The sequence below is a fragment of the Sphingobium sp. CECT 9361 genome, from assembly GCF_918741285.1.
Classification (GTDB): Bacteria; Pseudomonadota; Alphaproteobacteria; order Sphingomonadales; family Sphingomonadaceae; genus Sphingobium.
This window is the reverse complement of sequence record NZ_CAKKNC010000025.1, coordinates 1-20,784: the sequence shown is the minus strand read 5'-3', so window position 1 is coordinate 20,784 and position 20,784 is coordinate 1. Positions and strand designations below refer to the sequence as shown.

Sequence of the window (20,784 nt, the reverse complement as noted above, 5' to 3'; positions counted from 1 at the left end):
GGCGCATGCTCGAGGTCTTTACGGTCGGCGGCGGCGACTATCTCGTCAATACCTTCAACGCCATCGCCGCCTGGACCGGCTCGGGCGGGTTCAAGTCGCTGATCCGGGTCGTCATGGTGATGGGGCTGATCTACGCGCTCCTCATCACTGCAATGGACCTCGACTGGCGCGCCTGGTTCCGCTGGTTCATCCAGTCGACATTGATCTACCTCGTGCTCATGGTGCCGACGGTCACGATCAAGGTCACCGACCGCATCAATCCGGGCCTCGCGCCCGCAACTATCGCCAATGTACCGATCGGGCTCGGCGTCATGGCCTCGTTCACCAGCCAGGTGAGCGACTACTTTACCCGCACTGCCGAGACGGTGTTCGTCATGCCGGCGGCCTTGAACTATTCCAATGGCGGCTTCGTCTACGGTGCGCGGATGTGGGACAAGGTGCGCGGGTTCGAGATCCGCAATCCCGTGTTCAAGGCCAACCTGGACGGCTACCTCAAGCAGTGCGCTTATTACGACATCCTGCTCGGCACCAAGAGCTTGAAGCTGCTCAGCGAGTCGACCGATCTCTGGGCCGACCTTGGGGTGGGTGCCGCCACCAATCGCGGCATGAAGTATCTGACCGATACCGGGGGCGGGACGGTCGATATTGAGGGCAAGACCTGCGCCGAGGCCTGGGGCCTGATCGATGCGCAGTGGGACACCGAGATCAATGCCTATGCGCTGCCGTTCGCCCATTCGATGTACCCCAAGCTCACCCAGGCTGCCGCCGGTGCCAAGCTCGCCGCCGATGTGCCGGTGGTCTCGCAGCTGCTCACCGGCAGCGCCATGACCCGAAACCAGTTCTTCAAGCAGAAGAGCATGGTCGATGCTTTCGAGGCCGCCCAGCTCGACTTCGGCAATGCCGACAGCGATTCCTTCGCGCTCCAGCGCGCCGACGCCCAGACCCGCAACGCGATGACCACCACGGCCGAGCAGGGGCTGATCTGGATCCCGGTGCTCAATGTCGTGCTGACGGTAGTGTTCTACGCGCTGTTTCCGATCGTCTTCCCGTTGCTGCTGTTTCCGCGCAGCGGTATCGCGACGCTCAAGGGCTATTTTGCCGGTTTCTTCTACCTTGCCGCCTGGGGACCAATCTACGTCCTCATTCACATGTTCATCATGGACCGCCTCGCAGCGCAGACCAATGCGGCGGCGGCGGGCGGGGTGAGCCTTGTGAACTGGGCCGGGATCGATGCCGTCAATCAGGACGTCGCCACCATGGCGGGGTTCCTGATGATGTCGGTGCCAGTGCTTGCGCTCATGGTGATGCGCGGCACCATGTCGGTCGCCTCCAACATGGGCTCGATGCTCGCCCCCGCGCAGGGCGGGGCGGATGCGGCCGCGCTCGAGCGGACCACCGGCAACTATGCCTTCGGTGATGTCAGCCATGGCAATCTCAATGCCAACAACCGCCAGATGGCGCAGTGGAACCAGGCGCCCAACCTCGCCGTTGGCGCCGGGCACATGGGCTTCCGGAGTGACGACGGTGCCATGGTCCATGAGTACGGCAGCGGCGCGCGCGTGATCGACACCAGCTGGGCGATTTCCCAGCTGCCGTTCAAGGCATCGATGACCCGGGGCTATGCCAGCGACATGCGCAACCAGGGCCAGTGGTACATGAACGAGGCCAACCGGATCGAGAACGGCACTTCGGCGAGCTGGAGCAGTACGCGCGGAACCTTCGGCAGCGCGGTCGCCGCCAGCAGCGAAGGGACCGGGTCTCGCAGCGAACGCGGATCGCGTTCTTCCGACACGCACAATGTCGGCGGCAACGTCATGGTCGAAGGCTCGACCGGCAAATCGACCCGGGAGGTGACCAATGACGATCTGATCCTGAGGCAGGGCAACAGCCGTTCCAATTCGGACTTCGAAAATCGCACCTTTGGATACTCTCTCGGTCTCGGTGCGCGCCTCGGAGGCTCAACTCCAGGAGCAGGCAGCGGAGATGAATCCGCCCCAAACGCAGGCACCAAAGGAGATGGCGGCGGCCGTTCGAAAGGTGCTGGACTATCGGGCTCGCTCGGCATCAATGGATACGGACGAAAGGAATGGGGCGAAGATTCACGAGTTAGCAGCGAACGTTCGGCAACAAACCAGGTTACGCGGGGCACCGATAAGTCCGAAGATGTCAGCAGCCGGGTTGTGGTCAGTGGCAACAGCGGCGACGTCCAGTCTTCGGGCACGTTCAGCCAGAACTCCGAGTACACCGATGCCAGCCAGAGCCGAACCAACAGCGAAGGCACCGACTGGCGAATATCCGAGGCCGAGGAACGCCGTTCCGCCGCCGCGCGCTATCGCGAGATCGGCAGCCGGATGATGAGCGAAGCGAGCTATGCCGAGAGCCACGGGTTCCAGGTTTCGAGCGATATGTCGAATCTGATCCAGGATCGCTACGAGGCGCTGCAACGCGAGCATCCTGAATGGCACTTGCCTGACATCGCCAACCCGCGTCTCGATTACCGCGACATGGCGCGCCGCGATCAGGCGATCAGCTACATCATGGATGACCTGATGAGCGACCTCAGGAACCGCCGGATCGATGAACTGGGCGATGTGATTGCAATCGCCGGGCAGGGCAAGCTTGGAAGCAATGCCGATCTCGGAATGCCGGAAAGCTCAGCGCTTCCGCCCGCCGATCGCTCGCCGCCGCTCGCGGCCTCGCCCCTGGAAGGGGGAACGCTGCTTGTCGCCCCCGACGGCCCGGTGGACGGTGCCAGGCTGGCGCGCGAATTGGGAATGGGCGTGAAAACCGGTGCGCGGCTCGGTCGGATGGACGGCGATCTAGTTCCGGCCATGGGCGTGGTGGCGGAAGAAGCGAGGGCGCTCGGGCTACCTCGGCCCTTGGTCACCTCGGGAAATGACAGTACCCAACACGTCTCCGGCTCGGCACACTATGCCAATCGCGCGCTCGACTTCCGTGGAAACAACATCTCTGATCAACAGGGCGAACAGTGGGCAGAACGCGTGCGCGAGCGTCTAGGCCCGAACTATGCGGTCGATTTTGAAAGGTTCCCGGATAACCCTTCCAATGACCATCTGCATGTAGCGAAGCGGAAAGGATAATCGACTACCCCAGCAGTTTGCCCTCGATAACAAAGAACGCCAAGAAGGCGGTCGCCAAGACGACGAAAGCTATCGAATATGGCTCGAGAGCGAATTCTCCGTGGGGTTGCGAGTTGACTGGTCCCGGCAAGCGCTCACCTGTAACCGGGTCGCAATCAATGCCTTTCACGCTGATCGGCAAACCATCCAGTCCGTAATGATTGTGGTCCATGGCGGGCTCCTTGCGCTGGCAAATCCATACCCGGTTCACGCAGGAATTTCAATGATCTGCCAGAATAAGGGAAAACCTCCCGCACCCTCTCAAAACCTCCGTACTCCACGGCGCGAAGCGCCGATTGCCCCTTCCGGCGATCGGTGGCGACGCGGAGATTGGACAAGTTATTCTCCGCATACCCTGCGGAGCTTCTCATATGGCGAGGTCGATCGATCCCGAGCGCCAACTTGACAGGGCAGGGATTTTCCATGTTTTCATGCCTCGGCATGAAGAGCGGAATTACGAGTGTGCTCGAGGAAATCAGCACCATTAACGCAATGGGGCAAACGACGGTCCCCAAGGCCGTGCGTCAGGCGCTGGGCGTCTACAATGGCGGCCGCATTGTCTTTCGCATGAGCGGTGGGAGGATCACCGTCTCCCGTGTCGATGACGATGAGGACCCAGCGATCGACAGCTTCCTGAGCTTTCTGGCGGCGGAACTGAAACGCCGCCCCGAGACTGTGAAAGCGCTTAGTCCCGAATTGGCCGCGCGCATTACGCCGCTAGCAACAGATGTTCGAGTCGATCTCGATGACCCAATCGACGGTCACGTTGCCCTTTGACCAAGCGGACAATGGCTGGGCGGTCACGGAAAGCTGATCAAGAGTCCTCTGCATCAGCCTGAACCTCAACGTATTCGACCTCGATCCTGTCGACATCGACGATGCGCCCGCGCACCCGGACCCGCCCGTTGAGACCGTCTGCCATACGTTCATCGACGAAGCCAAGCCGCCAGCACAAGCCGTCATCGTCGCGCAGGATCGGTCCTCGAGCACCGGGCTCGATTGTTCCGATATGGAATCTCGCTGAGTAGGAACTGGTCGAATTCATGGGGTGACTTGGTGTCGGATGGAGGAAACTGCCTGGGGCGCATGCCGCAGGCCCTGGTCGGCCTTAGCCTGCAGGATCGAATTTGCCCAGCCATCGCAGGAACTGGCGCATACTAACGACCCGTCCAAGGGGCCGACCAAAGGCCCCGCTAACGATGCAGGTTGCATAGTTATCAGCGTGTGATAACTATGCAGGGTGGATGAGCCGCACGACTCGAGCCTTGATGCCTTGCTTCCGCTCGATGGCGAAGTGTTTGTCATCGATCCTTCGGGGAACCACTGGGTCAAGTTCGAGGTCAAACGTGTGGCAAGCTCACCCGAGAGACCGCACGGCTTGCGCTACTCGCTCACTCTGCACGACGGGAAGGGCGAGCGGTTGGTCGGATTCGACAATGCCCATCCGGTGACGTCGGGTTCCGGACCGGGGGCGAAACAAGCGGCTGCGTTCGACCACAAGCATCGGCTGCGGACCATTCGTCCCTACGAATACGCCGATGCCGCAAGCCTGTTGGCCGATTTCTGGACAGAAGTCGAAGCGGTGCTGGCGCAGCGAGGAGTGAAGTTATGACGACGTTGAAAATCGGAATCGCCAGCCCGGCGGACTACAAAGCCCGGACCATGGCCATCGCGCGGGGCGAGCTGAAGCCGTCGGGGCAGGGGCCGAAGGTATGGTTCACCTCGATCGAGAGCCTCGCCAAGGTGCTGTCCGACCGCAACCGGGAACTCCTGGCGCTGATCGCCAAGGAAAAGCCGGAGTCCTTGCAGGCGCTGGTCGAACGAACCGGGCGAGCCAAGTCGAATCTGTCGCGCACATTGAAGACGATGGAGCGTTACGGTCTCGTGCGTTTCGAGAAGCGGCCCAACCGTGCACTCGCTCCACGAGTAAATTACGACGATATTCGGCTCGACCTGTCGTTGCGCGCGCAGGCTGCCTGATCGCGCAATCCGCAAAATGGTGGCGCGGCCCGGTGGGAGGCGACCCGGGCCGCGCCTTCTGGTCAGGCCAGGATCGCTTCTTCGACGCAGTCGATGCAGTCGCGGTTGCGAACCTGGCTGGCAGAATCGGGGCGGGGAGCAACCGCCTTGTCAGGACAATCATCGCAGTCTGGCTGCTCGGCAGTAGGGGAGGGCCGCTTCATTGCCTTGAACCGCGCCTTGATCGCCGGGGCTGCATCTTGCGTGTTCACGGCTGCTTTCGCACTGGCTTCGGCGGTCAGCGCATCGGCGACGCGCTGCAGCTCCTGCCTGCGAACCGCAGCGACTGCGGCGGCCGGCTCAATAGCAGTCTCGCCAAGGCCGGATGCCGGCTCGGCAGCGAGCGAAGGCTGGGAACCCACGGCAAGAAGCGCGAACAACAGGTATTTCAGTTTCATGGGTGGTCTCCTGGTTTCAGAAAAAGCCGGTCCGGCGGCCGTATGAGAGGTCGCTGGTTGCAGAGTCCCCGAGCGCCGACCGGCGCACGCTCAGGGTAACGCCCCGACTACCGCGACTGCGGTAGTGGAGGTCGCGGACATCGAGGTTGTTTCGTTCCGCCCAGTCCTGAGCGTCCTTCTCATTGGCGAAGTCGCCGATTTCCTGGTGGTCATAGGACATGGGACTCGTCCTCCTTCCTGATCGGTGAAGCACTGCCGGATGTCGGGACAGGGGGCGCTGCCGCGCCTGTGGCTTCCGGCGCAATTGGGAAAAGCACCGCCAATGCCGCGGCAAGCGCGACGGCACCCATGGCGGCGAGCGCCAGCCTCTCGACCGCCGGATCGGACACGACACAAGCGAGCACGCCAGCCACACCAGTGCCGCCTGGCAGCCGTCGAACAGACGAGCCCTGCGCTCGCGCGAAAGGAAAGGCAGGGGCCTCACAGGTCGAGTCCCAGCGACTTTTCCGGGACAGGGAGCTGGCGTACCGGAGGCGCCGCGACCGGGCCGAGGACGGCATCAAGCTTCGCCTTCAGTTCCGGGCTCATCCTGAGTTCGGGTAGCTGGCGAGGCTCGATCGGGTTCGCCGGCTTGGTATCGACATCAAGCCTGCCAACCGTCTCCAGCGCCGAGGTCTTGTTGCCCGGCGTCCGGTCGAGTTGGAATTTGAGCGCTTCGAGGTCGTTGGTCACAACGCGCATGTCATCGGTCGCACGGGTATTGAGGACGTTCTGGGTGCGCTGGGTGGCGAGGTTTCGCTGCGTTGACGAGATCACCTCAATCGCCTGAGCCTGGGTCATGCCCTGCGCCATGTGAGCGTTGAGCGCATAGCCCAGATCAAGCCGCCGCAGCATGGGATCGCCCGAGGGCAGGGTAAGCTGCCGCTTGTCGGCCAGCTCAAGCGTCACGGCGTCCCTGGTTGCCGAGACGACCGTGGCATAGGTCGACTTGGCGATGTCACGGGCCGCGTCCTTCTCGCGCCAGAACACCGTCTCGCCGTCATGGAGAGTGATGTCCTTGCGGTCGTAGAGCCCGATCCGGTCGAAGCGGTGCTGCGGGTCGATCCGGTCGGGGTCGATGACCTTCCTTTTGCCCTCGCGCTCCACCGTCACCTTGCCGCCGCGGCCGATTGCCACGACGTCATATTCGCCGCGCTTCAGCCCCAGTTCGCGCAGGTCCATCCGCGCCTCGAGCACCTGGCCGGCCCGGTAGGTAGAGGCGAAGCGCATCTCCTCGCGGGTGGCATTGGCACTTTGCAGCGTCGATAGCGGGACGCCAGGACCGGTGAGGCTGCCCTCCTTGAGCAGGCCCTGCTGGACGAGTCCGTTGATCCGGGTGCGGTCATCGCGGCCAGCAGTGAATATGGCAGTGCGCGCGCGCTCGTCTGGCGCTAGCGACAGCCAGAGGTCGGCGGCTGCCGCAATATGATCGGCCTTTTCCTCGATTACCCGGCCGTGCGCGGCCAGGAGATCGAGCGCGAGCCCGGCATGGCCTTCGTTCGACAGGCCTGCCACCGCGAGCAGCAGCGGCGAGCCCTTCTGGCGAATATTCTCATCCATGCGCACGGTCGCCTGCCCAGCGGCCTGCGACACGGCGAACATCTTGCCTTGCTCGATCGCCGACAGCTGCTGACGGTCGCCCATGAACGGCACCTTGGCGAGGTCGAGCCGCTGGGCGATCATCGTCAGGCTCACCATGTCGCGCGAGGAGACCATCGAGCTTTCGTCGGTGATGATGACCGTGTCCTTGAGCGCGGTGCGCGCGGCCTCGAACCGTTCTCCATGGCCTTGCGCCGCAGGCCCGGCATAACGGTTGACGAAGCTAGCGATGGTCCAGGCCTCGATCCCCGCCTCGCGCATCTGCTCGGCCGTCATCGTGCTCGTGCCTCCGCCGCGCAGGTCGGCGACCATCTTGTTCTGGAAGGCGAGGCCGATCAGTTTGACGCCTTCTGCGCCAAGCACCTTGTCGAGCGCACCCAGCAGGGTCGACTTGCCGGCACCCGCGACGCCTTGGATGTTGAGGAAGCGATCCTTGCCCGACAGTACGGCGACGCCCGCGGCGAGTTGTCCGGCATTGAGCTGCCAGCCATCGCCCCCGGCCCGCTCGATCCCGAGTTCGCGCGCCGCCGCCTGCAGCCGCGCCATGGCGACGTCCGGCGCCATGAAGGCCCGGCCCTTGCTGACCCCGGCATCGATACGGTCCAATATCTGCTGCTCTCGGCCAAGCGCCGCGGGCGTGGTCACGAGATCGTAGTGCCCATCGAGCCGGTCCGACTTGCCGGGGATGAGGTGGCCCTCGCGGACAAGTTCGCCGATCCTCTCCACCACTGCGCCGCCTTCGAGCCCCTTGATCTGGAACCCGAGCGCGGCGCTCAGGATCGCCTGGGGGCTGAAGGCTGCCTCGCGCTCCGAGAGATGCCGGATCGCCGAGGCCGTGGCATGCTGTGCCTTGATCGTGGCGGCGCTGAGCAAAAACGCAGCCGGACCGCTCGCGGCCAGTTCGCTCGGTGGACGCAAGGCCGCACCGATCCTGACCGCCACTTCGGCAAAAGCCGTGCTCGCTGTTTCGCGCAAGGAAGGGCGTGTCTGTTCCTGGGCCCGCTCACGCGCTTCGGCGACAAGCGCCTTGCCGGTGAACCCCAGCGCCTGGGCCCTGTCCTGCCAATCGCGGGTCAGCGCTTCCCGGTCGGCAACCGCAAGCTTGGCGTCGCGCGTGTTGACCGTGATCCGGTCGAGCCCCTTGGGAGCCGATATGCCAGTCTCCTCAGCCTTGGCGAGGATGTCCTCGCGGCGCTGGCTGAACGCCTTGATGACCTCGGCGGGCACGCCCTTGATTTCGAAAGCGCCGTGCTTGCCAGCGGCCTCGGTCTCGTAGCCGAGTTTTTGCAACTGGGCGCGGAATGCTGCGTGATAGAACTGGCCGACGGTCGTGTTGTTCTTCCAGATCTCTCCGTTCCACAGCGCCTTCCAATTGCCCTTGAGATCGCGGGTGAGGTTGGCGACGACGGCATGAATATGCCCCTGCGGATCGAGCGCACGGCTCGTGTCGTGGGCGAAGAGGGCATAGACCAGGTTGCCGGTCTTCTCAGGCTCACCATTGCGATTGCGTTCGTAATTGCGCGCTTCGGCGAACTGCTTTTCGACGAGCTGCGACATGGTCGATCTGACCGCCGCCATATGGGCGTCAAGGATCCGCGTGTCGCCGCTGACCAGCGCCAGGATCGACGCTGACTTTGGCATCGAGAACGTGAGGTCGACACCCAGCCTGCGCCCCTCGACCTGGCCGACCATCTCACCGTCGGGGAGCCGCCCATTCAGGATCGCTTCAAACGTGTCCTTGTCGACCTGGCCCGAAAGCCCAAGCAGACGCGCACCCTCGCCGGCCCAGACCCCGACTTCCGCGTTTTCCTGCACCGTGTAGTAGTTGTCCTGAGCGAAATAGGCGGCAGCGCCGCCCGACGAGCGGACTGGGGCGATCGAATGCATGGCCTACATCTCCATGCCGTCGTCAGGGGTGGGCGGAGCTTCGGGGGAGGGGGATGTACCGTCCCGGCTGCGCGTATCGCGCGGGTCGGGTTCGAGGTTCTCGCCAAGCTCGCGGTTTGCCTGAGCCGTGCGCGGCGAGGTCGTCTTGCCTGACGAGCGGGAGGCTGGCTTCGCGGAGCGCGCAGTGTCTCGATTGGCCTCGCGGGCGCTGCGCCCAGATGCAGGTCCGGCCGACTGCGACCGGAACCGCATCTGGCCCGCCATGCCGTTTTGGGGGAGAGGATTGGCAGGGGCGGTCTGCTCAATCTGGCGCGCGACATGCTCGTGCGAGGATCCGCGGACCGGTGCCTCGCGGGGAACGGGTTCGGCCGCGCGCGCAAGGTCGGCTTCAAGCGCATCCCTGTTCTCGCGCCCGCCCGCTTCTTCCGAAGAATCCTCGTCGTCTTCGTTACCATCTCCAAGGTCGAGAGCGACGTACTCGATCGGCTCGACATTCTCGCGCAGCACGTAGCCCGGCGCGATCGCAGGATAGTCCTTGTATTGAAGCTTGATCCGGGCGGCGTCGAAGCCTTCGGGGAACACCAGGATGCCATAGAGCGACTTCAGCTTCATGATGTCGGATGCGAGCATCAGGGGCTGGAGTTCGGTGCGCGGCGTGATCGTCGCGGCATCGCGGATCGTCGAGTAGCCGTAGCTGTAAGCCTCATCCATGATCCGCACTTCGCGCTCACCGATGAACTCCGAGCATTGCTCGGCGGTGTCGTGGTCGGCGGCCGAAAGGATGAGCTTGGTGCGCGCCAGCGACGCAAGGTTCTGCGCGCCCTCCTTGCCGTAAGTCTCCGACAGTTTGGCGAAGGAATGGATGCCAAGCACGAAGGCTCCGCCGAACCCGCGCGCGGTCTGCATGCCGTCCTCGATTGCGGGCAAGCGGTGAAGCGCGTGGACCTCGTCGAAGAAGAACCAGGTGCGCAGGGAGCGGGTCCGTGGCAGCCGCATCAGCGAGTGCACGGCAAGGTTCATCCACAGCGAAAGCAGGGCGCGATTGAGCACCAGTTCGGTGTGCGAGGAGGTGATGAACAGGATCGAGCCAGGCAGGTGCTCCTTGCCGATCCACTCGCGGATCGAGAAGTGCGCCTTGCCCTCGGGAAGGAACCGCAAGGCTTGGGCATTTGTGTTGAACACGGCCCGGATCGATTCCGCCATCTTGGCCGCCTCAGGTGCGGTCAGAGGGTCGGCGACGGTGCGCTCGAGAAACTTGTGGACCTCCTTGAGGTCGGCCATCATCAGTTTGCTGGCAAGGGCCTGGTTGGTCGCCTGGCCGATCCGTACAAGCTTGACGCAAGTCTCGACGAACAGCGTGCGCGCAGCCAGCATCCAAAAGGGCTCAGCTCCGCCCCCGTCGCTCGGCAGAAGGGACGCGGCAATGGCGATGAAATCGGCATGGTTCTTCGCCTCGTCGAACACTGACCAGGACGGGCAACGCTTGTCCATCGGATTGAGGACGATGTCGGTCTCAGGGTTGTAGAAAGCCTCGACGTAAGCCCCTGTGAGATCGAAGACCACGGCCCGGTCACGGCGCACGCGCATCTGGGCAATCAGGTCGCGCATCTGCGTCGTCTTGCCGGTGCCGGTGGAGCCGATCATCATCGCATGGGCCTGTTCGGTCCGCCAGGGATAGGGCACGCCGGCGATGGTATAGGCGTGGTGAATGCCGGACGCCTTGCGCTTGGCCAGCGGCATGGCGAGGACCTGTTCGAGGGTCCTGCCCGGGAGCCGTTCGGCAACTTCCGCGATCAACGCGGCCCGGTTATGTTCGTGGATTGAAGCGGCGAGCGCAGGCGCATCCACCAGCATCGCGCCGCGCTGGTGCCGCTCCTCGAGAATGGCCTTCCCGCGCTTTCGCGAATAGTCGATGAACCACACGGTGAGCGGCAGCGCGACGAACAGCGAAATGAACAGCGAGCCGAGGAACGCGCGCGTCAGCTTGTTCCAGGCGATCACCACATCCGGGTGCGAGGCGACCATGCCGATCGGCGCGGGAATGACCTCGCCAGAGGGCAAGGTAAGATTGATGATCTTCGCGCTGCTGAACTCCATGAAGCTCCATCCCGATGCATAGATCCGCATCAGGATCATCTGCACTTCGTGTTCCTGGAGCCGCAGCGCGAGGGCGACTGAAACGATGAACAGAAACGCGAAGAACCAGACCAGGAAGGGCAGCCGCGCGGAAGCGAACCACATCAGATATTCATGGGTGATGAGCTGCGATCCGCGAGTAAAGTTTCCGGCGTTGCGCGGCGTCGTGCCGCGCGCCGAATGATGCAGCAGCTTGCCCGGGCGGGTCTGATCGGACCAGGCGTCAGGACGCGCCATGAAGCGCCTCCATCCGGCGTTCGGCTTCGGTCAACAGTTCGTTGTGGACATCAGGATATTCGCGCTGGGCGATCAGGTCCGCGACGAGGAAAACATACTCGGCTGAGAACTGTCGGCGCCGCTCCGCATCGCCGGCACCGGCGAGCGTGCCGAGATATGTCTCGAGCGCAGCGCGAAGAATGATCGAAGTGTTGACCGATTGTGCTTCGGCAGCCTTGTCGAGCGCTTCGGCAAGCCGCCTTGGCAGGCGAACGGAGACGCGGGTTTCATCTGTCATCATCTAGCCCTCAGCGAGGGCCCGATGGGAATTGCGCGAGAACCGTTCTAGGCGATTGGTCCATGCTTGGCAAGTCAAGCGGCGCGAACAATAGCTGTGTGACGCCGTCAGACGGGTAAATGACGGATTTACGTTGTCCGCCACGATGTCAGACACATGTCATATGGCGGCGGACAATCGCAAACCCGCATAAGTCCGATGATTTCACTACGGCAATGCCGTGTAGGGTGTGCTATCTATACCACTGATCCACCAACCTTCGTTTTGTGCATGTTACAGGTTTCTTAAGCGACATGGGGAAGGGCACTTCACGTTGTGATGGATTGTCATTTGTGTTTGGATGTTACTTATCGGTAGCTGATAATTTCTGCCGGGACATGCAGGACAGGTCTTGCCAAAGTCGTCCAAGCTTGGAACGATGGGCGCGGGAGGTTTCAGCGCCAACCCACGAGGTATCATCATGGCCAGGAAAGGAAGTCTTGAAGCGGAACGACAGGCAATCGCAAGGGAGCGAAACGCGCTGGAAGCGCGCGAAGCGAAGCTGCGGGAAAGCGAGCAGAATGCCATGGCCGAACTGCTGAGAAAATCGGCACTCGGCAAGGCACCGTTCGAGCGGGTTGAAGGCTTCTTCGCCGCACTCGGAAAGCTCGGCCTGGACGAAGTGGAAAAGCGCTTGGCGAAAAGCTGAAACCGGTCTCGCAAGAGACCAGCGCAGCCGGGGCTCGATGCCCCGGCTGCGCTTTATGAACCGGAGCAAAAAAGGGGCCGGAGAGCCCCTGACGAGCCCTCCGACGCTGTGCGATATATCTGCATCTCAGAACGGGCAGTCCGCGTCCCATTCGGGATCCATCACCACGCTCATGAAGCTTGCGGCGCGGGCGATGTTCGCCTCGTCGAAATCGTCTGCCATCATGCCCGGTACCGTATGGACGATCCGGTCGATCAGGTGCTGGGGCAGCGCATTATAGTCGCCCTCGTCGATAGCGACGAAGCAGCCCTCGTCGTCCTCGATCACGTGCTGGTCGAAGAAGCTGTGCTGGGCCCGGACAGTGGCGGCGCGCAGTGCGGCGTCATAGCTGATGGGATCGAAAGCCGGGATGTCGAGTGCGGTCGTGAGAGCGTTCATTTGAGCCTCCTGTCAAAATCATTGAAGAGGCCTCCGAAAAGATGACCGAGCTTGGCCCGGGTCAGGAACGGGCCGCCCGCGGCCCGCCGCGAAGCGGGGGTGGGGGTGCCGATTTTTCTGGAGCGCAGGCGCAGCCGGAGTGGCAAGAAAAATTGGGGGAACCGCCCTTCTTGACGCGGGACAATGGGGGTCATCATGCTTGGAATTCTGCGAGAGTTTTAACCCCTGTTGGTCAACGCCACCGGTGGGTCCAAGTGTTGGCCTGCCGCCCGGCCGATGCGAAGGCTGGGAACCGGGCAGGCCGGCAGGCCGTCACCCGGGGCCCAGCGAGCGAGCCGGGTCAGACCAGGGGCGATCCAAGCGACAAAAAAGAAGGGCATCCGGCGGTTAGACCGGACACCCTTCGGTAAAGTCGGATCACGTTGTCTCCCGCTCAGAAGGGCGGGAGATCGTCGCCATTGACCGTGCGCTTTGCCCCGCCGCGTTCTGCCTGAGCCGGGGCCTTTGACCGCGCCGGGGGAGCCTCGTTCTGGGTACCGGCGTCGCGCACAATGTGCATCGGCACGCGCGCCTCACGCAGCCGGTCGGCGAGGTTCGCCTGGATGCCGCCGCCGCTGCACACCACCGCCTCGACCGGTTTGAAGCTGAGCATGCGCGCATTGCGTTGGTAGGGCGCCGATGGACCCCGCGAGGCATCGGGCTTGCACAGGATGACGGGGACGTTCTTGCTCGATGCCCAGGCTGCCGCGATCACGTCAGCGCCCTTGTTCTGTGCGGTCGTTGCCAGCACCATCGAAGGGATGCGCGTCCGGATCGCATTGAGGTAGTCTTCAACCTGAGCAATGTCGGTGAACTGCTGCCCGCCCGAGAACACCACGACCGGGCCCGTAGGCGCAAACTGTTCGCGCCGCTGCGCCTTTTGCGCGGCAAGGTAATCGCGCGCCTCGATCATCGAAGCATTGGTCTTGGACGACACCCGCGAGCCGCGCACCGGTGAGAAGGGACGACCGGTCTCCACGAGGTAGATCTTCGCAGCATGGTCGCGCATGCATTCCATCGCATCGCGGCACTCGGCGAGGCTGCGGGCCTGCATGGTGAGGTCTTCCAGATCGGTCGCATAGACTTCGCTCGGATCGTATTCGCGAAGCTTCTCCTGCAGCCGGTTCGCCATCGAATCCTCTCTGCTGTCGAGGCGCTTGGCCACCACGTGGAAGCTGTTGGCAATGCCCCAGGCGACCTCGCTTGCCATGTCCTCCATCCGGGTATCGCGGAACAGGTCGAACACGGTGGCGAGCATCATCTCGATTGCCGCCTGCGCCACATCTGGATCGGGCATTTCGGCAGCGCTCGGTTCATGCTCGATCGAAAGCTTGGCAAGCTCGGTCTGCTCCATGAATGCGGCAGCATAGTCGGGCATGGCAATTTCCCGCGCATAGTGTTCGGCAAGGTCGGCGAAGTTCGAGAAACGGTCCGTCATGATAACCTCCAAAAGGAATTTTCTCTCATCACGCTGATGAAAGTGAGCCTTGAAGGACGCCGGAGTCAGGCGGTCAGGGACGGCGGCGCGCACGCGCTGCCGCCGCGAGTAGCGGGCGTGGGGGGAGCCGATTTTTGCTCGCAAGGCAGTAGCCGCAGCAGGCCAAAATCGGGGGGCACCCGCGATCCTTGACGGCCGCCAATCTCCCAGGCGTCATGCTATGGCGATGCTGATTTCGCTCAGCCACCGAGATGAGAGAGAGATTTCGGTTTTGCCCCCGAACCCCTTCAGGGCGTTCGGGGTTAACCGCAAAACGCCATCTCCTCTGCGCCCCGCTTGATTGCCCTGGCTGAAGGATGTTGGTGGTTGTCGCGGGGCGCGCTGGCTGCGCCGTTGTTGGCGGCGCCAGCAACAAAAGACGGACCCCTTGCCGGAGCCAGTCAGTCGGCCCGTGGCCCGGTGCATCGCACGGGCGCGGGACGGCGACGGAGGCGAAGGCAAGAGCGCCGGCGGCCCAATGCAGGAAACCCCGCACCCGCAGGAGCGCGCCAGCAAGGCGCGCGGGACCGAGTGCGGCAATCTTGACGGGGCCGCTCCTTCACTTCTGACCGGCGATGTCTGGCACCCTGCCGATCATCGGCATCACCAATGCCAGAAGCGCCAACGTTGATGATCAGCAGGCAAGCGATGGCGATGATCATGATCGTCATCAAAACCCTTTCACGGGGATATGGTTTGTTAGAAATATGTGTGCTAGTTTCTAACGAAAGGAGCACTCGAATCATGTCCGCCATGGCCGACAAGATCATGAAGCGCGTTCGCGCGAAGGGGAGAGGGTGGGTATTCACCCCCAAGCATTTCATCGACTTCGGCACACGCGGCTCGGTCGACATGGCACTGTCGCGCCTAGCGCAGGCTGGGGAGATTCGCCGGATCGGGCGCGGCCTCTACGACTATCCGCAGTTGCACGACAAGCTGGGCGCGCTGACACCCGATGCCGAGATGATCGCGCAGGCCGTATCGGCGCAAAGCGGCGACCGGCTCGCGCCCTCGGCAGCGGCAGCGGCGAACAGGCTTGGCCTGTCGACGCAAGTACCTGCCAGGACGAGCTATGCGACGACAGGACGAACCCGCGTGCGCCAGGCCGCTGGCCGAAGCGTCACGCTGAAGCACAGCCGCGCGCCAGTGCTGGGCAATGCCTCGGAGGCTGCCAACGGCGTGGTCCAGTACCTGGCTGGACTGGGGCGCGACAACGTCAATGCTGATGCGATTTCGCAGCTTGCCGCGCGGCTCGATGACAAGGACGTGCAGACGTTGCTCAAGGGCCGCGTGCAGATGCCGGGGTGGATGGGCGATGTCGTGCTGAAGATCGGGGCGGCGCACCATGGATGAATTTGCCCGGCGGCCTGCCGAAGAGCGGCGGGCGTTCTTTGCCGAAGCAGCCGCACGCCGCGATCTCACGCCGCTCATCGTAGAGAAGGACTTCTGGGTGTGCTGGACCCTGCGCCGGCTGATGGGCGTGCCCGAGCTGGCCAAAGTCCTGACCTTCAAGGGCGGGACCTCGCTCTCGAAAGCATTCGGGATCATCAAACGGTTTTCAGAGGACATCGATCTCACCATCAATCGCGCAGCGCCGCTGCTCGGCGAGGTTGCTTCGCCGATGGCGAGCGACATCAGCGGCAAGGAGCGCGAACGGCGCGGCAAGGCGCTCGGCGCTGCCGCGCAAGACTGGGTGGGGACGATCCTCCTGCCGACGCTCGCGCAAGCGATCGAGGAAGTCCTGGGCACCCGTGATGGTTGGAGCATCGAGGCCGATCCCGATGACAAGGATCGGCAGACCGTCCTGTTCAACTATCCGGCATCCTCGGGCTACGGCCTCGACTATGGTAACACTTATGGCGGGCGTACCGGCTACGTGCAGCCGAGAATCAAGCTCGAGTTTGGGGCAAGGGGCGATCCCGAGCCATTCGAGCAGCGGGACATCCTGCCCTACGTCGCCGAGGACTTTCCGGGCGAAGTGCCCGATGCGGTGACTGCCGTGCCAACGCTTGCGCTCGAAAGGACCTACTGGGAGAAGGCGACGATCCTGCATGCGCTGCACCACAGCGGCAAATTGCGGCCAGGTCTGTCGCGGCACTTCTACGATGTGTTCATGCTCGATGCCGCCGGCGTCACGGAACGGGCGCTGACCGAGCGTGAGCTGCTGGAGCAGGTCGTCAGGAACAAGAGCCTGCTCTTCGCTGATGCCAAGGCCTCCTATGGAACGGCGCAGCTCGGAACACTGCGGCTTTCGGTCACCGAAGCAATGCGCAAGGAACTGGCGGTGGACTACGCCGCCATGGCGGAAATGTTCATGGAGGAGCCGCCGGCCTTCGAAGAACTGGTGTCCCGCCTCGCGGATATCGAGGGGCGGATCAATGCGGCCGGCTAGCCCGCAAGGGCACCGGCAAGGCGATAAGAGAAATCAGGAGATGCCTCGGATGGAATTCGACGACCAGATGCGGCGCTTCTTCGGGACCGATGATCTCGGTGCGGTTTCGCCCGCAGCGATGGCCAGCGGTATCGAACGGATGCAGGTCGAGTTTGGCCTTGAAGCCGACAAGGGCCGCAGGTTTGCGATGTGGTCGCTGCTCTACATGCTGGGTTCGGCGCCGGACCTCGACGTCGCCTTCAAGGACCCTCGTGACCGCGATGCGGCGCGGACATTCATGGATCTGCTGGATCAGGCCAATGCCGACGAGAGCAGTTGATCGCATTCCATGTAGTCAGGCGTGAGGCAGATTTACCCTGCAATTGGGTGAGTCCGGAATTTGCAGGGTAAAATGCGACACACACGATCAAGCAGGTCTAAATCTCGAAAATTCGCAAATCGTACCGCTTAAAGCGCGTTTTCTCGGAATTCGGCTGCCTATGTCGCGAATTCTCGGACCGGTCCCACCAAGCGGCTCGGATATCACAACTTCCCTTCGAGCAGCCCGGCCCGTTCCCGGACAAAGTCTATTACTGGGGCAAACCCATCTGCCGCCCAGGCGGGGTCGGTGCTTTCGCTGTCCAGTGCAGCGATGACAGCCTCGCATAATTGCCGGGTCCGGGTCCGCACGAACGGGGCGCCAAGCCCGCAGTCGGCGGCGAACTTGTCCCAATGACGAGGCTCGAGTTCATTGAGGAGGTGCTTCCCGCCGATCTTCATGGCGAGCTTGGGCGAGAGCTCGGGGTAGAGGACCGTCGACAGCAGATCGTAAAGCGGCGCGAGCACGATTGCGCCGTCCTTGTGCAGGAGACTGAAGTTCTTGGCATGGGCATCGGCGTTACCGATGATCAAGTTGAAGATCGCGGCGTCGAGCAGCCGAAGGATGTCGCGCGGTGGGCGGGTCGCCACGCGGCGCAACAGTGCGAAGCAATCAGGGAAGTTCGGCCCGCCTTCGCTCGCATATTTGCGGTGCGAGGGCACACCCAGTGCTTGCGCAAAATCCTCCTGATGCATGCGAACCAGTTCACCTGACGGACCGATGGCCCGATCATAGCGACTGATCAACAGAAATGAACGATCGCGAACCGTACGCATTTCGACCGGAGCGACATCAAGACCAATCGCGCGGGCAAGCGACATGCAGAAGTATTCGTTCTCGGTCGTCGCGGGAAACCGCGTGATCGGAGGCTTGAGGATATGGCTGGTCGGCTGCCCCGGTGCGGGAAGGGCGACCTGCCCGTCGATCAGCAGTACCGGCAGTTTGGATTGCGCGCCCGCGAGTGAGAGCCGCAGCCCGTCCTCGCCCGCCAGCATTGGGCGCATCGGCAAATGATCGAGCAACTGGATCAGGCGATCATCATCGAGAAGTCTGGGCGCTGCGGCGCTAAGGAGAGTAGGGGCTTCGCCTTCGGGCAGTAGCGTCAAAGCGCCTGCCACTTCACCGCCGAGATGCTCAAGCAGCCGGAATTCATTGTCGGCCGAGACACCAAGCGCGCGGGCGATGGCAGTACGCTGGCTTTCCTCGGGCAGAATGCCGCCGAAGAACGGCTGACAATCCCGGCGTTGGAATGGCTCGGCCTGCTTGGGCAGCGAGAATGACAGCGCCGGAGCGCGGGGCTCGGCCAGCCAGGCTGGATCATAGGCGAACTGGGTTTCGCCGAAGGGGTCAAGATAGAGGGTGCCGGCAACGCGGCCGTCCCACCAGACGGTGAGCCTGTTGCTCATGAACGGCTCGCGGGCGGGGCGATCTGGACTTCGCAGCCGAGCGTCGTGATGACCTGAAGCACCTTGCCGAGTTGCAGCGTCGGCTTACCTGCTTCGAGATCGACAATGAACCGGACGCCAACGCCGCTCACTGCCGCAAGCTCTGCCTGCTTCAGGTTCTGCGCCTTGCGTTCGCGGCGCACGAGGAGGCCAAGTGAGGTGCTGTCCATATTACCGAGCGGGAACTTAGGCTCGATTGCGACCGATTGCAAGCCATTTATTCCCGTTCGGGAACAACAACGCAGATCTAGGCATCAGTTCATGCACAAATTCCCGAACGGGAATGTCAAAGCGGTGCGATATGAGGCGGTGGGTCGCAAGTTATCCCACAATCTGACCGTGGCCCGGATTTGTGGGATAACACAGGTGGAATAGGCCGGTGTGACATCTCTAATTAGCGGAGAAATTTGTTCGGGCAAGTTAGAGAAGTCTTATTTTCTTCAAAGTAGAGATGTCCCGCTCGCGTTCAGCAGGGGCTATGCGTAGCGTTTCAACCTTGCGCAGCATAGGCCCTGCTGGTGCGCTGCGGTTGCTGGGATGCGCCTTGGACCCGCTGCGATAGCAGTGGGCTCCCTCAACAGTTCTCCAGTACGCGCAGAGCTGCATCAGTAGGCTTGATCCGCCGAAGGGGAGGGCGTCCGCGCTTGGGCTTGATTGGCAGGCCGTCGGGGCCGAGCGGGGGAGGGAAGAGGTGCGTCGGTTGCGAGCGACGCTTCGGCTCGTTGTCGTTCCGCTTCCTGGGAGGCAACTGCTCCTGCATCAGCTTCGCCATGGCCAGCGCTGCGTCGAGATGCTTGTTGTCGACGATGGCAGCCTGGTTCACCTGCCGGATCTTGTCGTGCATCCGGTAGGGGAGGGCATGCTCGCCATGGCGGATCTCGAGGCCACCATCGGGGTACTCGCAGACCTCCACGCGTTTGCCAGCCAGTGCCCGGCTGATCTCGTTCGGATCCAGGATGAACAGCGCCTTGTTGTAGTGCAGCGCCAGCGCTTGCGTCACCGTGCGCCACTCGCGCCAGACCAGCTGCGTGCGCAGATCGTCATGCGGTGCCAACGGCCGGTGCAGATCGCGCGGATCGAACGCCGGCTTCGCGAACCGCTCGTTGTGCCGCTCCATGTAGTCCGGCAGGAACGCGTTCGCCTCGGCGATCGTCGATATCCCTTCCAACCGCATCGCCTTGACCAACCGGTCCTGAAGCGTCGCGTTGGCACGCTCGACCCGGCCTTTGGCCTGCGGCGAGTTGGCGCAGATGATCTCGATGTTCAGCGATTCCATCGCCCGCCCGTAGTGGGTCATGCCATCGCCGTTCGCACTTGCGGTGTTGTTCCGGAAGACGCCGTGCTTGTCGGAGTAGAACGCTACGGGCTTGCCATGCTTTTCGATGTACTCGCGGGTCGCGTCCATGTAGGCGAACGTGCTCTCGCTCTCGACCATCTTCAGCTGCATCAGCTCGCTAGTCGCGTCGTCGATGTAGACCAGCAAGGTGCATTGCGGCCCGCGGTCTTCCATCCACCAATGCTTCGAACCATCGACCTGGATCAACTCGCCGCGACAATCCCGGCGGTAGCGAGGCTGGTAAGGCCGAGGACGCCGCGCGTCGCGATCCTTCCAGAGCCCGGCCATGATCATCAACTTGCGCAGCGTCTCGTGCGAAATGACAATGCCGTGCCGCTCCGCCAGATACTCGGCCGCCAGAGTTGGACCAAAATCCGCGTAATGCTCGCGCACCAGTGACAGGACCTGTTCCCGAAAGGCATCGCTGTGCCTGCGGTTGCTCGGGCGACCACGCTTTCGTGAAACAACGCCTTCAGCGCCGTCAGTTCGCACACGGATCAACAGCCGGCCAACCTGGCGACGCGTCAAGCCCAACAGGTTTGCCGCATCCTGAACCCGCAGCTCCCGACGCATCACCCGAAGCAGCGTATCGTACCGCGAAAGCTCGCCATGGCTCATCGCCACCACCGTCATAAGCGCCGTCCTCCAGTGCAGAGGATGACTATGCCACCGCTGCCCGCGAGCACCCATCACAATGGGACATCTCTAATTTGCGGGATGGGACATCTCTACTTTGCGCTTACAGCGCTTACAGAAATTTGTTCGGGCAAGTTAGAGAAGTCTTATTTTCTTCAAAGTAGAGATGTCCCGCTCGCGTTCAGCAGGGGCTATGCGTAGCGTTTCAACCTTGCGCAGCATAGGCCCTGCTGGTGCGCTGCG

General features: G+C 62.8%; 21 protein-coding genes. 8 read left to right on the top strand and 13 right to left on the bottom strand.

The features are described 5' to 3' along the window. Positions 1–5: 5 nt before the first annotated feature. Positions 6–3,101, top strand: a complete 3,096-nt coding sequence (locus tag LQ220_RS21540; RefSeq protein WP_230190161.1) for a conjugal transfer protein TraG N-terminal domain-containing protein — start codon at positions 6–8, stop codon at positions 3,099–3,101. Between the two features lie 4 nt (positions 3,102–3,105). Here LQ220_RS21540 and LQ220_RS21535 read toward each other — a convergent pair whose 3' ends face one another. After that, positions 3,106–3,312 (bottom strand): DUF4346 domain-containing protein, encoded by a 207-nt coding sequence (locus LQ220_RS21535; RefSeq protein ID WP_230190160.1) that lies wholly within the window; start codon positions 3,310–3,312, stop codon positions 3,106–3,108. 251 nt (positions 3,313–3,563) lie between these two features. On the opposite strand from LQ220_RS21535, the gene LQ220_RS21530 reads away from it, so the two are divergent. Beyond that, on the top strand, positions 3,564–3,917 hold the full coding sequence (locus LQ220_RS21530) for a type II toxin-antitoxin system PrlF family antitoxin (protein WP_230190159.1): 354 nt from the start codon (positions 3,564–3,566) through the stop codon (positions 3,915–3,917). Positions 3,918–3,954: 37 nt separating this feature from the next. On the opposite strand, the gene LQ220_RS21525 is transcribed toward LQ220_RS21530, so the two are convergent. Then, positions 3,955–4,185: a DUF5818 domain-containing protein gene (locus tag LQ220_RS21525; protein ID WP_230190158.1), complete on the bottom strand. Its 231-nt coding sequence runs from the start codon at positions 4,183–4,185 to the stop codon at positions 3,955–3,957. Positions 4,186–4,380: 195 nt separating this feature from the next. Here LQ220_RS21525 and LQ220_RS21520 point away from each other — a divergent pair, with 195 nt between their 5' ends. Beyond that, positions 4,381–4,752 (top strand): DUF6516 family protein, encoded by a 372-nt coding sequence (locus LQ220_RS21520; protein ID WP_230190157.1) that lies wholly within the window; start codon positions 4,381–4,383, stop codon positions 4,750–4,752. Beyond that, complete coding sequence (locus tag LQ220_RS21515) at positions 4,749–5,120, top strand: helix-turn-helix domain-containing protein (RefSeq protein WP_230190156.1); 372 nt, start codon at positions 4,749–4,751, stop codon at positions 5,118–5,120. Before LQ220_RS21520 ends, LQ220_RS21515 begins: the two co-directional genes overlap by 4 nt. 62 nt (positions 5,121–5,182) lie before the next feature. Here the strand turns inward: LQ220_RS21515 and LQ220_RS21510 are convergent, their stop codons facing one another. From LQ220_RS21510 to LQ220_RS21485, 6 genes are all read right to left on the bottom strand, one after another. Continuing rightward, entirely contained in the window at positions 5,183–5,557 is a 375-nt protein-coding gene (locus LQ220_RS21510; protein ID WP_230190155.1) for a hypothetical protein, read from the bottom strand. 16 nt (positions 5,558–5,573) lie between these two features. Continuing rightward, positions 5,574–5,777, bottom strand: a complete 204-nt coding sequence (locus LQ220_RS21505) for a hypothetical protein (RefSeq protein WP_230190154.1) — start codon at positions 5,775–5,777, stop codon at positions 5,574–5,576. Next, a complete protein-coding gene (locus LQ220_RS21500; protein ID WP_230190153.1) occupies positions 5,767–5,970 on the bottom strand; it encodes a hypothetical protein in 204 nt (67 codons plus the stop codon). The genes LQ220_RS21505 and LQ220_RS21500 overlap by 11 nt, the downstream gene beginning before the upstream one ends. Before the next feature lie 67 nt (positions 5,971–6,037). Further along, entirely contained in the window at positions 6,038–9,082 is a 3,045-nt protein-coding gene (mobF, locus tag LQ220_RS21495; RefSeq protein WP_230190152.1) for a MobF family relaxase, read from the bottom strand. A 3-nt stretch (positions 9,083–9,085) separates the two neighbouring features. Beyond that, positions 9,086–11,455, bottom strand: a complete 2,370-nt coding sequence (locus LQ220_RS21490) for a type IV secretion system DNA-binding domain-containing protein (RefSeq protein WP_230190151.1) — start codon at positions 11,453–11,455, stop codon at positions 9,086–9,088. Next, the gene (locus LQ220_RS21485; protein WP_230190150.1) at positions 11,442–11,735 is read right to left on the bottom strand and encodes a ribbon-helix-helix protein, CopG family; all 294 of its coding nucleotides are present in this window, start codon (positions 11,733–11,735) and stop codon (positions 11,442–11,444) included. The genes LQ220_RS21490 and LQ220_RS21485 overlap by 14 nt, the downstream gene beginning before the upstream one ends. Before the next feature lie 457 nt (positions 11,736–12,192). Here LQ220_RS21485 and LQ220_RS21480 point away from each other — a divergent pair, with 457 nt between their 5' ends. Then, on the top strand, positions 12,193–12,420 hold the full coding sequence (locus LQ220_RS21480) for a hypothetical protein (protein WP_230190149.1): 228 nt from the start codon (positions 12,193–12,195) through the stop codon (positions 12,418–12,420). Positions 12,421–12,546: 126 nt separating this feature from the next. Here the strand turns inward: LQ220_RS21480 and LQ220_RS21475 are convergent, their stop codons facing one another. Then, a complete protein-coding gene (locus LQ220_RS21475) occupies positions 12,547–12,858 on the bottom strand; it encodes a hypothetical protein (RefSeq protein WP_066213957.1) in 312 nt (103 codons plus the stop codon). A 433-nt stretch (positions 12,859–13,291) separates the two neighbouring features. Then, positions 13,292–14,335 carry a DUF2493 domain-containing protein gene (locus tag LQ220_RS21470; RefSeq protein WP_230190148.1) on the bottom strand — a complete coding sequence of 348 codons (1,044 nt, stop codon included), beginning with the start codon at positions 14,333–14,335 and terminating at the stop codon, positions 13,292–13,294. Positions 14,336–15,118: 783 nt separating this feature from the next. Between LQ220_RS21470 and LQ220_RS21465 the strand changes: the two genes are divergently transcribed. Genes LQ220_RS21465 through LQ220_RS21455 form a run of 3 tightly spaced genes read left to right on the top strand, consistent with a single transcriptional unit; the run spans position 15,119 to position 17,085 of the window. Then, positions 15,119–15,727 carry a DUF6088 family protein gene (locus LQ220_RS21465; protein ID WP_230190147.1) on the top strand — a complete coding sequence of 203 codons (609 nt, stop codon included), beginning with the start codon at positions 15,119–15,121 and terminating at the stop codon, positions 15,725–15,727. Further along, complete coding sequence (locus LQ220_RS21460; RefSeq protein WP_230190146.1) at positions 15,720–16,766, top strand: nucleotidyl transferase AbiEii/AbiGii toxin family protein; 1,047 nt, start codon at positions 15,720–15,722, stop codon at positions 16,764–16,766. The genes LQ220_RS21465 and LQ220_RS21460 overlap by 8 nt, the downstream gene beginning before the upstream one ends. 49 nt (positions 16,767–16,815) lie before the next feature. Beyond that, complete coding sequence (locus LQ220_RS21455; RefSeq protein WP_230190145.1) at positions 16,816–17,085, top strand: PilW family protein; 270 nt, start codon at positions 16,816–16,818, stop codon at positions 17,083–17,085. Positions 17,086–17,288: 203 nt separating this feature from the next. Here the strand turns inward: LQ220_RS21455 and LQ220_RS21450 are convergent, their stop codons facing one another. From LQ220_RS21450 to LQ220_RS21440, 3 genes are all read right to left on the bottom strand, one after another. Next, a complete protein-coding gene (locus tag LQ220_RS21450; protein WP_230190144.1) occupies positions 17,289–18,530 on the bottom strand; it encodes a type II toxin-antitoxin system HipA family toxin in 1,242 nt (413 codons plus the stop codon). Beyond that, a complete protein-coding gene (locus tag LQ220_RS21445; RefSeq protein ID WP_230190182.1) occupies positions 18,527–18,739 on the bottom strand; it encodes a type II toxin-antitoxin system Y4mF family antitoxin in 213 nt (70 codons plus the stop codon). Before LQ220_RS21445 ends, LQ220_RS21450 begins: the two co-directional genes overlap by 4 nt. 404 nt (positions 18,740–19,143) lie before the next feature. Then, the gene (locus LQ220_RS21440) at positions 19,144–20,538 is read right to left on the bottom strand and encodes an ISNCY family transposase (protein WP_230190143.1); all 1,395 of its coding nucleotides are present in this window, start codon (positions 20,536–20,538) and stop codon (positions 19,144–19,146) included. Positions 20,539–20,784: the final 246 nt, after the last annotated feature.